Annotated in this window: 11 protein-coding genes; 7 read left to right on the top strand and 4 right to left on the bottom strand. The window is 73.8% G+C overall.

Annotation, left to right across the window (positions count from 1 at the left end; translation table 11 throughout):
- Positions 1-39 precede the first annotated feature (39 nt).
- Positions 40-1,377 carry a vWA domain-containing protein gene (locus IE136_RS20765; RefSeq protein WP_189601063.1) on the top strand — a complete coding sequence of 446 codons (1,338 nt, stop codon included), beginning with the start codon at positions 40-42 and terminating at the stop codon, positions 1,375-1,377.
- Positions 1,378-1,421: 44 nt separating this feature from the next.
- Positions 1,422-2,696 carry an FHA domain-containing protein gene (locus tag IE136_RS20760; protein WP_189601062.1) on the top strand — a complete coding sequence of 425 codons (1,275 nt, stop codon included), beginning with the start codon at positions 1,422-1,424 and terminating at the stop codon, positions 2,694-2,696.
- Positions 2,697-2,707: 11 nt separating this feature from the next.
- On the opposite strand, the gene IE136_RS20755 is transcribed toward IE136_RS20760, so the two are convergent.
- Positions 2,708-3,682 carry a methyltransferase domain-containing protein gene (locus tag IE136_RS20755; protein ID WP_189601061.1) on the bottom strand — a complete coding sequence of 325 codons (975 nt, stop codon included), beginning with the start codon at positions 3,680-3,682 and terminating at the stop codon, positions 2,708-2,710.
- Between the two features lie 114 nt (positions 3,683-3,796).
- On the opposite strand from IE136_RS20755, the gene IE136_RS20750 reads away from it, so the two are divergent.
- From IE136_RS20750 to IE136_RS20730, 5 genes are all read left to right on the top strand, one after another.
- Positions 3,797-4,201, top strand: a complete 405-nt coding sequence (locus IE136_RS20750) for a globin (protein WP_189601060.1) — start codon at positions 3,797-3,799, stop codon at positions 4,199-4,201.
- Positions 4,202-4,346: 145 nt separating this feature from the next.
- Positions 4,347-7,700, top strand: a complete 3,354-nt coding sequence (locus IE136_RS20745; protein ID WP_189601059.1) for an FtsX-like permease family protein — start codon at positions 4,347-4,349, stop codon at positions 7,698-7,700.
- A gap of 101 nt (positions 7,701-7,801) precedes the next feature.
- Positions 7,802-10,576: an FtsX-like permease family protein gene (locus IE136_RS20740; protein ID WP_189601058.1), complete on the top strand. Its 2,775-nt coding sequence runs from the start codon at positions 7,802-7,804 to the stop codon at positions 10,574-10,576.
- Positions 10,573-11,619, top strand: a complete 1,047-nt coding sequence (locus IE136_RS20735; RefSeq protein ID WP_229818983.1) for an ABC transporter ATP-binding protein — start codon at positions 10,573-10,575, stop codon at positions 11,617-11,619. Before IE136_RS20740 ends, IE136_RS20735 begins: the two co-directional genes overlap by 4 nt.
- A gap of 229 nt (positions 11,620-11,848) precedes the next feature.
- The gene (locus IE136_RS20730) at positions 11,849-12,319 is read left to right on the top strand and encodes a hypothetical protein (RefSeq protein WP_189601057.1); all 471 of its coding nucleotides are present in this window, start codon (positions 11,849-11,851) and stop codon (positions 12,317-12,319) included.
- On the opposite strand, the gene IE136_RS20725 is transcribed toward IE136_RS20730, so the two are convergent.
- Genes IE136_RS20725 through ettA form a run of 3 tightly spaced genes read right to left on the bottom strand, consistent with a single transcriptional unit; the run spans position 12,297 to position 15,045 of the window.
- Positions 12,297-12,959, bottom strand: coding sequence for a DUF8010 domain-containing protein (locus IE136_RS20725; RefSeq protein WP_158987378.1), 663 nt, complete (start codon positions 12,957-12,959; stop codon positions 12,297-12,299). The genes IE136_RS20730 and IE136_RS20725 overlap by 23 nt on opposite strands.
- Complete coding sequence (locus tag IE136_RS20720) at positions 12,956-13,378, bottom strand: acyl-CoA thioesterase (protein ID WP_158987380.1); 423 nt, start codon at positions 13,376-13,378, stop codon at positions 12,956-12,958. Before IE136_RS20720 ends, IE136_RS20725 begins: the two co-directional genes overlap by 4 nt.
- 2 nt (positions 13,379-13,380) lie before the next feature.
- Complete coding sequence (gene ettA, locus IE136_RS20715) at positions 13,381-15,045, bottom strand: energy-dependent translational throttle protein EttA (RefSeq protein ID WP_158987382.1); 1,665 nt, start codon at positions 15,043-15,045, stop codon at positions 13,381-13,383.
- Positions 15,046-15,072: the final 27 nt, after the last annotated feature.

Genomic DNA, 15,072 nt, shown 5'->3' with positions numbered 1-15,072 from the left:
CGTTCCGTACACGCCGTTGTTGTCGAGGAGCCGAATCAGATGGCGAACTTCTCCAAGTCGAACGTGCCGCAGTTCTCGGTGGACGTGTACCAGAACGAATTCCTGCCGGAGGGCGGGCGTGAGGTCAGCGCCATCGTCACGGTCACCTCGACCGGCGGCGGCACCACCGGCGGCGCGGTGCTCGCTGGGCACGATGCCGACGGCGCCGACGCCGCCGTGGTGATCATGGTCGACTGCTCCGGCTCGATGGAGTACCCGCCGACGAAGATGCGCAACGCCCGGGAGGCCACGGCCGCCGCCATCGACACCCTGCGCGACGGGGTCTCCTTCGCCGTGGTCGCCGGTACGCACCTGGCGCAGCAGGTCTACCCCGGCAACGGCCGGCTCGCCGTCGCCGGGCCGGACACCCGGGGCCAGGCCAAGGACGCGCTGCGCCGGCTGAGCGCCGGCGGCGGTACGGCGATCGGCACCTGGCTGCGGCTCGCCGACCGGCTCCTCGGCTCCGCCGAGGTGTCCATCCGGCACGGCATCCTGCTCACCGACGGCCGCAACGAGCACGAGTCGCCGGAGGACCTGCGGGCCGCGCTGGACGCCTGCGCGGGCCGTTTCACCTGTGACGCGCGCGGTGTCGGGACGGACTGGGAGGTCAAGGAGGTCACCGGCATCGCCTCCGCGCTGCTCGGCACGGCCGACATCGTCGCCGATCCGAGCGGCCTCGCCGCGGACTTCACCACGATGATGGAGAACGCCATGGGCAAGGAGGTGGCGGATGTCGCGCTGCGCCTGTGGACTCCGGTCGGGGTCGAGATCGCGTTCGTGAAGCAGGTGGCGCCGACGGTGGAGGACCTGACCGGGCGCCGCACGGAGGCGGGACCGCGCGCCGGGGACTACCCGACCGGCTCGTGGGGCGACGAGTCGCGCGACTACCACGTCTGCGTCCGGGTGCCGCAGGCCGGGATCGGCCAGGAGATGCTCGCCGCCCGGGTCTCGCTGATCGTCCCGGACCCGGCGGGAGGCGCCCCGACGACGCTCGGCCAGGGCCTGGTGCGGGCGGTGTGGACGGACGACATGGCGATGTCCACCTCGATCAATCCGCAGGTCGCCCACTACACCGGACAGGCCGAACTGGCCCAGGTCATCCAGCAGGGACTGGACGCCCGCAAGGCCGGTGACCATGACGGGGCGACCGCCAAACTGGGCCGCGCGGTGCAGCTGGCGGCGGCCTCGGGCAACGCGGACACCGCGAAACTGCTTTCGAAGGTGGTGGACGTCGTGGACGCGGCGACGGGTACTGTGCGTTTGAAGGCGAAGGTCGCGGAAGCGGACGAGATGACTCTCGAGACCCGCTCCACCAAGACCGTTCGCGTCAAGAAGTAGCCCGCCGGCCAGGGAGCCGGACGACGAGAGGGGGAAGCACCGACATGCCGACCTGCCCGAACGGACACCAGTCGGTCTCCGACGACTGGTGCGAGGTCTGCGGCCATCGCATGGCCGGGGCGGGTGCGCCGGCGGGTGCCGTACCGCCGCCTCCCCCGCCGCCGCCCGCGTACGGATATCCCGGCCCGGCCGGGTCCGGTCCCGCCCCGGGTGGATACGACCCGAACGCGACCGCCCAGGCGGAGCTCTGCCCGCAGTGCCGTACCCCGCGCGAGGCCATGGCGCCGTTCTGCGAGGAGTGCCGCTGGAACTTCCAGACCAACACGGCGACCTCCTACACGCCGGTGGCCCCGCCGTCCGCGCAGCAGAGCCCGCCGCCCGGGCTCAACCTGCCGCCGGGGTTCCAGTCGCCGCCGCGCCCGCCGCAGCACCAGCAGCAGCAGCAGCCCCAGCCTCCGCGGCAGCCGCAGCAGTCCGATCCGTACGAGTACCAGGCCTCGCGGCCCTCGCAGATGAACCGGCCGGCGGAGCCGCTGTCCGCCGACCCCACGCACCAGCAGGCGCCGCCGCAGCGCCCGCCGATGCAGCAGGGACCGCCACCCTCCCAGGCGCCCGAGCCGCCTCAGCACGCGCAGGGGTTCCAGCAGGGGCCGCCGCCTCCGCCTCCGTCGTTCCTCCAGGGCCCTCCGCAGGCACCGCCGCAGCAGCCGCAGGCACCCTCGCGCCCGGACGACGACTGGATGCTGCCGCCGCCCTCGCAGCCCCAGCAGCCGCAGAGACCGCAGGCGCCGCAGCAGCAGCCCCAGGCCCAGGCCCACCAGCAGGCTCCGCAGCAGCACGCGCCCCAGCAGCCCCAGCAGCAGGCTCCGCAGCAGCAGTACCAGCCGCCGCAGCCGCCGCAGCAGCAGGCGCCCAGGGGGTGGTCCGCCTTCATCGGCCCGGACCGCGAGTACTTCCTGGCGATGATGCAGCGCAGCGGTCCCGAGGCGACGGGCCTGAACCTGCCCGCCTACTCCCCCGAGCAGCATCTGCCGCTCCAGGGCAACCAGGTCAGCATCGGGCGCCGCCGGCACTCCACCGGCGAGTCGCCCGACATCGATCTGTCCGTGCCGCCGGAGGACCCGGGCGTCTCGCACCAGCACGCCGTGCTGGTGCAGCAGCCGGACGGATCGTGGGCGGTGGTGGACCAGAACTCCACCAACGGCACCACGATCAACGGCGCCGAGGAGCCGATCCAGCCGTACGTGCCCGTCGCCCTGCAGGACGGCGACCGGGTGCACGTCGGCGCCTGGACGACGATCACGATCCGTCGCGGATAGCGGTTGGCGGATCATCCGCTCGGCAGTGGCCAGGCGTACGGCCCCTCGGGGTCGTCCAGCCAGGCCCACTGCCGCCCCTCGCTCACCGTCACCCCGAAGCGCTCCCGCTCCGGCCGGCCCTCGCGCTGCCAGAGCGCGAGCGCTTCGCGCGCGTCCAGGCTCTCCGCCGCCAGCGTGAACAGGAACCGGAACCGGTCGTCCTCGTACGCCGGCCGGGGCAGCCCCATCGGCCGTGCGCGCGGGAAGCGGGCGTTGCCGCCGCGCAGGGCGACGAAGTACGCCGGGGTGGCCAGGAACCGCCCCTCCGCGTGAGCGGCGTCGCGCACCCGCAGCAGCACCAGCCCGGTGGACAGCGGGGTCAGGACGAGGGCGCCGGGACGGCACTGGGTGAGCCAGGCGTACGGGATCGACGGCAGGGTGCAGGTGGCGATGATCCGGTCGAAGGGCGCGCGGTCGGGGCAGCCTCGGGCGCCGTCGCCGGTGATCACGGTCGGCTTGTACCCGACGGCGGCGAGATGGGTGCGGGCGGACTCGGTGATCTCCTCGTCCAGGTCCACGGTGGTGACGTGTTCCGCGCCGAGCCGATGGCTGAGCAAGGCGGCGTTGTAGCCGGTGCCGGCGCCGATCTCCAGGACGTCCTGACCGTCCCGTACGTCCAGCGCCTCCAGCATCTCGGCCATGAGGGACGGCTGGCTGGAGGAGGAGACCAGCTCCCCGTCCCGTACACGCGTGGCCAGCGGCTCGTCGCGGTAGGCCCCGCGCAGCCAGCGGGCCCGGCGGGCGGGGTCGGGGTGACCGGACCGGAGCCGCTCGTAACCGCCGGTCCCGGAGACGCAGTAGGAGGGGACGAACAGGTGGCGGGGGACCTCGGAGAAGGCCGCGCGCCAGGCCTGGTCGCGCAGCGCGCCGTACGCCTCGATCTCCCGCACGAGAGCCCGTCGCGCCCGCGCGGCCTCCTCGGCGAAGCCGTCCACGTGTCCGCCCATGCCTCCACTCTCCTGCGCGGCGGGGAGGGAGGCGAGTGGCCCGGGCCTTCAGGTCCCGGAGCCTGTGGTCCTAGACCTCCGGTCCTCGGCCGGGTCATCTGAGACGATGGAACGGTGAACGAGATTCCGCGCGGCACGCTTCAGGAGCAGACCTTCTACGAGCAGGTGGGTGGCGAGGAGACCTTCCGGCGGCTCGTCCGCCGCTTCTACGAGGGAGTCGCGGAGGACCCCCTGCTGCGCCCGATGTACCCCGAGGAGAACCTCGGCCCGGCGGAGGAGCGGCTCGTGCTCTTCCTGATGCAGTACTGGGGCGGCCCCCGCACCTACAGCGACCACCGCGGCCACCCTCGCCTGCGCATGCGGCACGCCCCGTTCACCGTCGACAAGGCCGCTCACGACGCCTGGCTGCGCCACATGCGGGCGGCCGTGGACGAGCTGGCCCTCGCTCCCGACCACGAGCAGCAGCTGTGGAACTACCTGACGTACGCGGCGGCGTCGATGGTGAACACCGCGGAGTAACGCATTCCGGAGCCGTGGTCCCGGATAACGGTCACGATCCAGTCAAGGTCCCCGTGCAAGCGGTTTCCAGGGCCGGTGCCCTCTGAAAGCATCCGATGAACGTACGTGAACGTTCGATGTGCGTTCGGTGGGTTCAGGGGGATGGGTGACGGGGTTCGTACTTCTGCGCGTCAGAGCACACCGGTTGTTGCTCGCCGCGGCGCTGCTCGCCGTCCTGCTGACGACCTCCGTCCTCGCCGCCCTCGCCGCCTTCTCCGGCTCCATCGGTGACGCGGCTCTGCAGGGCACGCTGCGGGGCCGCGCCGCCCCCGCGGCCGCGCTGGTGATGGCCGCGCAGGTTCCGGTGGAGCGGCGGGAGAGAGCCGACACCGCCGCCCGGGAGGGCGCGCGGAAGGCCTTCGACGGGCTGCCCGTGAGCGTGCGGAGGCTGGAGCTCTCGGGGCCGTACGCGCTGCCGCGGGGTCTTCAGGACCCGGCCGCGCGCCTCGGGGAGCCCGACCTCACCCACGTCGCGGCGCTCGACCGCTCGCGTCTCACCCTCGTCGAGGGGGCCTGGCCCACGGCCTCCGGTACCGGCGCCTCCGCCGCCGCGAGGACCGTCGAGGCCGCCGTACCCGAAGAGGCCGCCAAGCGGCTGCGCGTCCGCCCGGGGACCGTACTCGACCTCACCGACCGGATCGGCGGGAAGCCGGTGAAGGCACGTATCACCGGCGTCTACCGGCCCGCCGACCTCACCGACCCGTACTGGCAGCTCGACCCGGCCGGCGGGCGCGGGGTGAAGACCGTCGTCTTCACGACATACGGTCCGCTCCTGGCCCACCCGGCCGTCCTCGGCTCCGGGCAGATCACCCCGGGCGAGACGTCCTGGCTGGCCACCGCCGACTTCACCGGCGTCACCACCGACCGGATGGACGCGTTGCGCGCCTCGGCGACGCGGGTGCCGCAGACGCTCGCCGCCGACACCGCCGCCTTCGGCTCCACGGCGAGCGTGCGGACCGCGCTGCCGACGGTCCTGGAGCAGACCGAACGCGCCCTGCTCGTCTCCCGCTCCACGCTGATGATCGTGGCCGTGCAGTTGGTGCTGCTCGCCGCGTACGCCCTGCTGCTCGTCGCCCGGCTGCTCAGCTCCGAGCGGTCGGGGGAGACCGCGTCGCTGCGGGCGCGCGGCGGTTCGCGGCGCCGGATCGCCTCCCTCGCCGCCGTCGAGGCGCTGTTGCTCGCGCTGCCGGCGGCCGTGATCGCGCCGCTGCTCGCCGGGCCGCTGACCCGGCTGCTCGCCGACCGGTCCTCGCTTCGCTCGCTCGGCGTACGACTCGACGACATCCCGCTCGGCCAGGTCTGGCTGGTCGCGGGCATCGTCGCCGTGTGCTGCGCGGCCGCCGTCGTGGCCCCCGCGCTGAGCACCGGTGACGGCGGCGCCGTGACGCTGCGCAAGGGGCGCACGGCCGCGCTGCCCGCGCCGGTCAGGGCCGGGGCCGACGTCGGTCTGCTCGTCCTCGCCGCGGTCGCCTACTGGCAACTCGACCGGCAGACCGGGGCCTCGGGGAGCGGCGCGCTCAGCGGGGACCGCGAGGGCGGCCTCGGCATCGACCCCCTGCTCGTCGCCGCCCCCGCGCTCGCCCTGCTCGCCGGCACCGTCCTGACGCTGCGGCTGCTGCCGCCCGCGGCCCGGCTCGCCGAGCGGCGCGCCGCCGGCGGGCGCGGGCTGCCGGCCGCGCTCGCGGGCTGGCAGTTCAGCCGCCGGCCGCTGCGCGGGGCGGGCCCGGTGCTGCTGCTCGTCCTCGCGGTCGCCATGGGCATGCTCGCCGTCGGGCAGAGCGCCTCCTGGAGCCGATCGCAGGAGGACCAGGCCGACTTCCGTACGGGAACGGCAGTACGGGTCCTCACCAGCGGCTCGGCGGACCCGGCCCAGGCCGGCCGGTACTCCTCGCTGCCCGGTGTCCGCTCGGCGTCCCCCGCGCACCGCGCCACGATGGACGTCGCCGGCAACCGCACCGCGACCGTCCTCGCCCTGGACACGCGCCTCGCCGCCGACGGCTTCCTGCTCCGCGCGGACCTCGCCGACCGCCCCGGTCCGTCGCTGCTGACGTCGTCGGCGCCCGCGGCCGGTCCGCGTCCCGGCATCCCGCTGCCCTCCGGGACCGCGGGCGTGGCGCTCGACCTGCGGCGCACGGCGCCGGCAGGCACGGCGCCGGCCCAGGTGACGGTCGTACTGGAGGACCAGTACGGCATTCCGTACCGCCAACTCCTCGGCCCGCTCCCCCCGGACGGGAAGCCGCACCGGCTGAGCCTCAGCCTCCGGGGCGGCGTATCCGTCGGTCCGCTCACGCTGACCGGTGTCGAGCTCGACGGACGGGTCCGCGACGGCGAGGGCGGGCAGCAGACCTTCAGCGTGGACCGGCTCGTCTCCCTCCTCCAGGACGGCACGGAGAGGCCGGTCGACACCGCGCGCGCCTTCGCCTCCTGGAAGACCGGCTACCAGGAGACCGCCCACGGCGAGCGGCGGGACGCGGTACCACTGGCCGCTCGCTCCACCCCCACGACGCCGTACACCGTCGGCTTCTCGGTCGGCGCCGTTTCGGCCGAGACGGCGGCGAGCCCCTTCGCCGGAAGGGAGGACTACGGTCTTCGGGTCACCGCCCCGCGCCCCGCCCCGCCGGCGACCCTGCGCGGAGTGGCGACCGACGCGTTCCTGGCGGCGGCCGGGGCGAGGAAGGGCGACCGGGTCGAGGCGTCGCTCGGCGGCATGAGGGTCACCGTGACGATCGTGGACACCGCCCGCGAGCTGCCCACCACCGGGCCCGGCGCGCGGGCCGTGTCCGCGGCCGCCCCCACCGCCACGCCCGACGACGGAGGCGCGCTCCTGGTCGACCTGCGCGCGGTCAACCAGTTCCTCCTCTCCCACCCCTCCCACACCGGCGCGACCCTGCCGCCCACCGAGTGGTGGCTCACCACGGCGCCCGGGCGCGCCGACGAGGTCGCCCGGACGCTGCGGGCGCGGCCGGACGCCGACCCCGCGCAGGTGCTTGTCCGGGACGAGGCCGCCGCCGAACTGCTCGGGGACCCGCTGGGCGCGGGCCCCGACTCGGCGCTGATGGCGGTGGCGGCGGCCGCGGCGGCGCTCGCGGCGGTCGGCTTCGCGGTCAGCGCGGCCGGCTCCACGCGGGAACGGTCCGCCGAGTTCGGGGTGTTGCGGGCGCTCGGTGCCCCGCGCCGTCAACTGGCCCGGCTGATCGCCGCCGAGCAGGGGCTGCTGGTCGGCATCGGTCTGGTGGTCGGTGCGGCGCTCGGCGCCGTGCTGACCCGGGCCGTCGTGCCCCTGGTCGTCCTGACCGGACAGGCGGCCCGGCCCGTCCCCCGCGTCCTGGTCGAACTCCCGCCCGGGCACGTCGCCCTGCTGCTCGCCGGGGTGGCCGCGCTGCCGCTGCTGATCGTGGCCGGGATCGCGCTGCGCCGCACCGACCCGGCCGTGACACTGCGCCACCAGGGGGACCACTGATGGGCGGGCCGCTGAAGCGACTGATGCGTACGGGACATCCGGCAGCCCCGAGGACACCGTCGAGGAAGCCGTCGAGGACACCGTCGAGAAAGGCGACCGCCATGTCCGCCGAGCCCGTCCGCGCCGTGGCTCCCTGGGTCCGGACCCGGCTGCGGACCGCGCCGGGGGCTGCCTGGGCCTTCTCACTCCTCGTGCTGGTCACCGCGTTCCTGGCCGCCGCACTCCCCCGGGCCGTCGACGTGTACGAGACGGAGGGCCTGCGGCACGACCTCGCCACCGCCCCGCCCCGTCTCACCGTCCTCGACATCACCAGCCCTCCCCCGCCGCCCGATCTCGCGCGGGAGTCCCGCGAGGCGGGCATGAGACCCGACCAACTGGCCAAGGACCGGGCCGAGCTGGAGAAACTGCTGCCTGCCCCGCTCCGCGTCGACCCCGAGGAGTCCGTGCACGGCGTGCGGACCGTCCAGCGGGTCATCGGGCTCGACCCCTGGCTGCCGCAGCCGTACAAGCTGCCGCCTGAGTTCACCCTGACCGCACCGTCCGGGCTCGCCGAGCACGCCACGGTACGGGAGGGCCGGCTGCCCACGAAGGCCGACCCGGCCGAAGGGACCAGCGAGGCCGCCGTCACCGTCGAGACGGCGAAGTCGCTGCGCCTGAAGGTCGGTTCGGTGGTGCACGTACCGGCCAGGTTCTCCTCGACTCCCCTCGCCGTGACCGTCACCGGCATCGTCGAACCGGTGCGCTCGCAGGGCGGCTACTGGTCCGCCGAACCGCTGCTGCGCACGCCTGTGTACGCGCTGAAGCCCGGCGGCGACGGCACGCGGTTCTACTGGCAGGCCGCGCTGCTGCTCGCGCCCGCCGGCGGCCCGGTGCTCCTGTCGGGCACCGGCGACCCGGAGCTGTACTGGCGGCTCGCCCCCGCCTCCGGCCACCTCACCGCGCAGGACGAGCCCCGGCTGAGCGCGGCGATCGCCTCGCTCTCCGGCGGCCCCGGCCTGGTGAAGGTCCGCGAGGCGGTCGGCCGGTCCGGCGCGGTCGCCACCGGCCTCGACGAACTCGTCGGCGCCTACCGCTCCCTGCGCGCGGCCGTCGCGCCGGTCGTCGCCGTCGCCACCTTCGGCATCGGCGCGGTCGCCGCGGTCGTGCTCGCGATGACCGGCGGCCTGTTCGCCGGGCGGCGCGCCGCCGAACTGGCGCTGCTGCGCTCGCGAGGCGGCTCCGTCGCCGGGATCGGCGTCCGGCTCCTCGGCGAGACCGGTGTCCTGGCGCTGCCCGCGGCCGGCCTGGGACTGCTGCTCGCGACGCTCGCGCTCCCCGGGGCCCGCTTCCTGCCCGCGCTGCTCGCGGCGGGAGCGGTCGCGCTCCTCGCCGTGGCGGTGCTGCCGCTGCGCGCGCTGTTCCTCCACCGCGGGCCGCTCACGCACGGCGGCCGCGAGGACCTGGCCGACGCCCGCCCCTCCAAGGGACGTACGGTCGCCGAACTCACCTTGCTCGTCCTGGCCGTCGGCGCGGTCGTCGCGCTGCGCCGCCGGGGCACGGCCGATGCCGGGGACTACCTGGTCAGCGCGGCCCCGGTACTGGTGGCGCTGATCGCCGCGCTGGTTCTCGTACGGCTGTATCCGCTGCCGCTGCGGTGGGCGGCCCGGCCGGCCCGCAGGCTGCGCGGCGCGGTCGGCTATCTGTCGCTCGCCCGGGCCGGGCGGTCCTCGGCGACCGGCACGCTGCCGCTGCTCGCGCTCCTGGTGGCGCTGACGACGGCCGCGTTCGGCGGCTCGGTGCTCGCCGGCGTCGCCGACGCGCGCGACCGGGCGGCGCTCCGGGAGACCGGCGCGGACGCGCGGGTGGCGGGGAACGCCGAGGCGATGCCGCTGCCGGCCGGCCTGGCGCGGGCGGTGCGCGGGGCGGCGGGGGTACGGGACGTGACCACGTTCCAGGTCGAGTACGGGATCCCGCTGCCGGTGGGCACGGGCCGTGCGGCGGAGACGCGCGGCGTGCCGCTGATCGGGGTGGAACCGGAGTCGTACGAGCGGATCGCCCGGCGGACCGGCTTCGGCCCCTTCGCCGCCTCCCTGCTGAAGTCCACCGGAACGGGTGGCCGGATCGATCCGGAACGGGTTCTTCCGGCAGTCGCCTCCCCCGGGGTCGCGGCGCGGCTCGGCACCGAGCCGCAGGAGATCGCGGCGGCGGCGGGCACCTTCAAGGTACGGATCGTGGCCGTCCGCACCGCCACCCCCGCGCTGTCCGGCGCCGACTTCCTGCTGGTCAACGGCGCGGACCTGACCAACCGGGCGGACACGGCGCTGCTGGCCTCGGGGCCGTCGCTGGACGGGGGCGCGCTGCGGAAGGCGGTGGCGGCCAAGTCCCCGGACTTCTCGGTGGCGCTGCGCACCGAACGGCGCGCCGCGTACGTGGACTCGCCGATGCAGTCGGGCGCCGAGTCGATCTACCTGGCCGCGATCGGCGCGGGTGCCGGTTACGCGGTGCTCGCCGTCCTCCTGTCGCTCCTCCAGACCTCGCCGGAACGGGCCACACTGCTCGCCCGGCTGCGGACGATGGGCCTGACCCGGCGGCAGGGCCGGCGGCTGCTCGGTCTCGAGGCGCTGCCGCAGGCCCTGCTCGCCGCGGTCGGCGGGACCCTCGTCGGCTGGGCGACGATCCTGCTGCTCGCGCCGGGCGTGGACCTGGGTCGGCTGGCCCTGTCGGCGACGCCGGGGCTCGCCGGCCTCGACGGCGTGCCACTGCGGGCCGATCCGTGGTCGCTGGGGCTGCCGGCCGCGGGCGTGGTGGTCCTGGCGGGGGCGGCGGCGGCCGTCCAGGCGTGGTGGTCGGGGCGCAGAGGATCGATCAAGGAACTCAGGGCAGGGGACGCGCGATGACGACGACCGACACCTCTCAGACCTCCGGGGCCTTCGGAGCCAATGAGGCCACCGGGGCCACCGGGGCCGGAGCCGGGGCCACTTCCACGTCTCGCTCCGCTCCCACCTCCCTCAGCGAGCTGGAGCGGCGGGCGGCGGCGCGGCGCGACCGGCCCTCGTACGGCCACGGCGCCCTGATCGCCTGCGACCGGCTGGTACGGATCTTCACCACGGACGGGGTGGAGGTGCAGGCGCTCCAGGGCCTCGATCTGCTCGTCGAGGAGGGCGAGTTGATGGCCCTGGTCGGGGCGTCGGGCAGTGGCAAGTCGACGCTGATGAACATCCTGGCGGGCCTCGACGTACCGACGGCGGGCGCGGCGAAGGTGGCGGGCCGCGACCTGCTGGCCATGGACGCGAAGGCGCGGCTGCGGTACCGCCGGGACGTGGTGGGCTTCGTCTGGCAGCAGACGGCGCGGAACCTCCTTCCGTACCTGACGGGCGCACAGAACGTTTCGCTGCCGATGCAGTTGCGGGGCGGCCGGTCGAGCCGTGCGAAGAAGGCGGCGCGGGCGGAGGAGCTGCTGACCATGCTGGGCGTCGCGGACTGCCGGGACCGGCGGCCGCACCAGATGTCGGGCGGTCAGCAGCAGCGGGTCGCGATCGCGGTCGCGCTCGCCAACAACCCGTCGGTGCTGCTGGCGGACGAGCCGACCGGTGAGCTGGACTCGGCGACGGGCGAGCAGGTCTTCGCGGCCTTCCGCCGCGCCAACGAGGAGCTGGGCACGACGATCGTGATCGTCACCCACGACCAGGCGGTGGCCTCCGAGGTCCGCCGCACGGTCGCCATCCGCGACGGCCGCACGTCCTCGGAGGTCCTGCGCCGCACGGAGGTCGACGAGGAGGGGCAGGAGTCCCTGGTGGCTCGTGAGTACGCGATGCTGGACCGGGCGGGCCGGCTGCAGCTCCCGGCGGAGTACACCGAGGCACTGGGTATGGAGCACCGCGTGATGCTGGAACTGGAGCGGGACCACATCGGGGTGTGGCCGGACGACGAGGAGCGCTGAGGAACCTGGCGGGGATGCGGGAGCGTCCCCCTTGGCGGGGGGTGTGTCCATGCCATCACAGTCGCCGTCACAACCGTCACAACCGTCGCAGTCGTCCCAGCCGACGCAGTCGTCGCAGGGCTCACCGGGTCGGCTGGTCGCGGCCGTACCGGCGGTCACCGCGGTGCTGGTGTACGCCTGGGCGGCCTGGTGTTTCGGAGGGTCTTCGTCGCCGTCCACCACGGTCGCCGTGTCGGTCGGCGGAGCCCTGGTCGTCGGCGCGGGGGCGGCGTACTTCCTGCTGGTCGACGGCAACACCGGATTCTTCGGGGCGCTCGCCCTGATCGGCGGACTTCTGCTGACCGTGGCCGTGGCCGACCAGGCCGCCGCCCGCGGGGAGACCGCCACCTGCGTCGTGACGAAGATCCGGGAGGAGCTCCGGGAGTCGGTCGGCGAGGGCGGCGCGCGAACGACCCTGTACCACCACGCGTTGCGCTGTCCCGGCGGCTATCCCTCGTCCCTCGCGGAGGACCGGCGGGCCGCCCCCGAGGGCGGGGAGGTGCGGGTCGCCTACGACGCGGAGCGCCGGGTGGCCCCGGCGGTGGAGGGTTCCAGTTCGCCGTGGCGGCCGGCACTGCTTGCGCTGCCCTTACTGGCGGCGGCCACGGCGGGCGCGCTGCGCGGGCGTCGGCAAAGGCTCAGCGAGGAGCGCCCGGCGTGAGCGTCAGGGACATCGGGGCCGTACGCAGGGCGATCGATCCGTAGGGCGTACGGAGCCGGAGCCAGGGACCCGAGGCGAGCAGCGCCACCGGGACCTCGTGCGGGGGCAGGAAGCCGAGGGACTGGGCCGCGTGGACCGCCCGGAGCGGAAGGTCCGTACCCGCGACCGTGCGCGACCAGATCTCGCGGCCGAGCCGGTCCCGCTCCGCACGTGTCCGCCGCTCCTGCGGCAACTCCTCGTCCCGGGAACGGAATTCGGCGACCGCCGCGGCGACCGCGCCCCGCAGCTCCATCGCGCCGGGCATTCCCCCGACCGGCTCCCAGCCGCCGCGCGGCGGCAGCACACCGGCCCAGGGCGGGCCGGTGACGGTGTCGGGGACGACGGCCTTGCCGGCCGACTCCTCGATGCCCTCCAGGAGCTCGCCGGCCGAGACGGTGACGTCCAGCCGCACGTCGTCGACCAGCCGCGCCGTACGGATGGCCAGCACCTCGAACGACGGCGGCCGCCCGAACACGGCGAGCGCGCCGCTTCCCGCCTGCAGGCGGACGGCGGCGGCCCGGTCGTAGTGGATCAGCCGGCCCAGGAAGGCGGCGAGGTCCGCCGCCTCCCTGGCGTCGGCGAAGTGCAGCGGCGCGATCATGCGGCGGCCGTCATCCCGTCGTCGACGTACTCCTGGAGGAAGGCCCGCTCCTCCGCGCTGATCCGCCGCGGGCGCTGTGCCTCCAGGTCGAAGGGCACGACGACCGTCGAGGCCCGTACGTACGTGACGTCCGGGTCCTTGATCTCGTACGCGATCGTCAGCGACGCCGCGCCGATCTTCGTGACCCACGACTCGATGGTGACCGGCTCGTGCCGGTGCACCAGCGGCCGTACGTAGTCGATCTCGTGCCGGGCCACGACGGACCCGCCCGCGAACGACGGCGAGCCGTTCCCCGGCGCCAGTCGGAACATGAAGTCGATCCGCGCCTCCTCCAGATAGCGGAGGAAGACGACGTTGTTGACGTGCCCGAAGGCGTCCATGTCCGACCAACGCAGGGGGCAGCTGTAGATGTGGCGCACGCTCAGCCTCGGGTCAGCTTCTTGTACGTGGCGCGGTGCGGACGGGCCGCGTCCGGGCCGAGGCGCTCGATCTTGTTCTTCTCGTAGGACTCGAAGTTGCCCTCGAACCAGTACCACTTCGAGTCACCCTCGTACGCCAGGATGTGCGTGGCGACCCTGTCCAGGAACCAACGGTCGTGGGAGATGACCACGGCCGCGCCGGGGAACTCGAGGAGCGCGTTCTCCAGCGAGGACAGGGTCTCGACGTCGAGGTCGTTGGTGGGCTCGTCGAGGAGCAGCAGGTTGCCGCCCTCCTTGAGCGTGAGCGCCAGGTTCAGACGGTTGCGCTCACCACCGGAGAGGACACCGGCGGGCTTCTGCTGGTCCGGCCCCTTGAAGCCGAAGGCGCTGACGTACGCGCGCGACGGCATCTCGACCTGGCCGACGTTGATGTAGTCCAGCTCGTCCGACACGACGGCCCAGAGCGTCTTCTTGGGGTCGATGTTGGCGCGGGTCTGGTCGACGTAGCTGATCTTGACGGTGTCGCCGATCTTGACCGTGCCCGAGTCCGGGGCCTCGAGGCCCTGGATCATCTTGAACAGCGTGGTCTTGCCGGCACCGTTCGGGCCGATGATGCCGACGATGCCGTTACGGGGCAGGGTGAAGGACAGGTCGTCGACGAGGACCTTGTCGCCGAACGCCTTGGAGAGGTTGTTGACCTCGACGACGATGGAACCCAGACGCGGGCCCGGCGGGATCTGGATCTCCTCGAAGTCCAGCTTCCGCATCTTGTCGGCCTCAGCCGCCATCTCCTCGTAACGGGCGAGGCGCGCCTTGGACTTGGTCTGACGGCCCTTGGCGTTGGAGCGGACCCACTCCAGCTCTTCCTTGAGGCGCTTGGCGCGCTTCTCGTCCTTGCGGCCCTCGACCTTGAGACGGGTGGCCTTCTTCTCCAGGTACGTGGAGTAGTTGCCCTCGTAGGGGATCGCGCGGCCGCGGTCGAGCTCGAGGATCCACTCGGCGACGTTGTTCAGGAAGTACCGGTCGTGCGTGACGGCGACGACGGCGCCCGCGTACTTCGAGAGGTGCTGCTCCAGCCAGTTCACCGACTCGGCGTCGAGGTGGTTGGTGGGCTCGTCGAGGAGAAGCAGGTCCGGGGCCTCGATCAGCAGCTTGCAGAGCGCGACGCGGCGCTTCTCACCACCGGAGAGGTTGGTGACGGGCCAGTCGCCGGGCGGGCAGCCCAGCGCGTCCATGGCCTGCTCCAGCTGCGCGTCGAGGTCCCAGGCGTTGGCGTGGTCCAGGTCCTCCTGAAGCTTGCCCATCTCGTCCATCAGCGCGTCCGAGTAGTCGGTCGCCATGAGCTCGGCGACCTCGTTGAAGCGCTTGAGCTTGCCCATGATCTCGGCGGCGCCGTCCTGGACGTTCTCCAGGACCGTCTTGGACTCGTCCAGCTTCGGCTCCTGCATGAGGATGCCGACGCTGTAGCCGGGCGACAGGAACGCGTCACCGTTGGACGGCTGCTCGAGGCCGGCCATGATCTTGAGGACGGTGGACTTACCGGCACCGTTCGGGCCGACCACACCGATCTTCGCACCGGGCAGGAAGCTCAGCGTCACGTCATCGAGGATGACCTTGTCGCCGTGCGCCTTGCGCGTCTTGCGCATCGTGTAGATGTACTCAGCCAAGAGAAACCGTCCGGCAAAGAGTGAGTG

It is taken from the genome of Streptomyces lateritius (genome assembly GCF_014649715.1).
GTDB lineage: Bacteria > Actinomycetota > Actinomycetes > Streptomycetales > Streptomycetaceae > Streptomyces > Streptomyces lateritius.
This window is presented reverse-complemented; position numbering and strand designations above follow the sequence as displayed.

Coding starts and splice junctions, on each gene's coding strand:
- IE136_RS20735 (WP_229818983.1), top strand. CDS start 10,573: ATGACGACGACCGACACCTCTCAGACCTCCGGGGCCTTCGGAGCCAAT.
- IE136_RS20765 (WP_189601063.1), top strand. CDS start 40: ATGGCGAACTTCTCCAAGTCGAACGTGCCGCAGTTCTCGGTGGACGTG.
- IE136_RS20740 (WP_189601058.1), top strand. CDS start 7,802: ATGTCCGCCGAGCCCGTCCGCGCCGTGGCTCCCTGGGTCCGGACCCGG.
- IE136_RS20755 (WP_189601061.1), bottom strand. CDS start 3,682: ATGGGCGGACACGTGGACGGCTTCGCCGAGGAGGCCGCGCGGGCGCGA.
- IE136_RS20760 (WP_189601062.1), top strand. CDS start 1,422: ATGCCGACCTGCCCGAACGGACACCAGTCGGTCTCCGACGACTGGTGC.
- IE136_RS20725 (WP_158987378.1), bottom strand. CDS start 12,959: ATGATCGCGCCGCTGCACTTCGCCGACGCCAGGGAGGCGGCGGACCTC.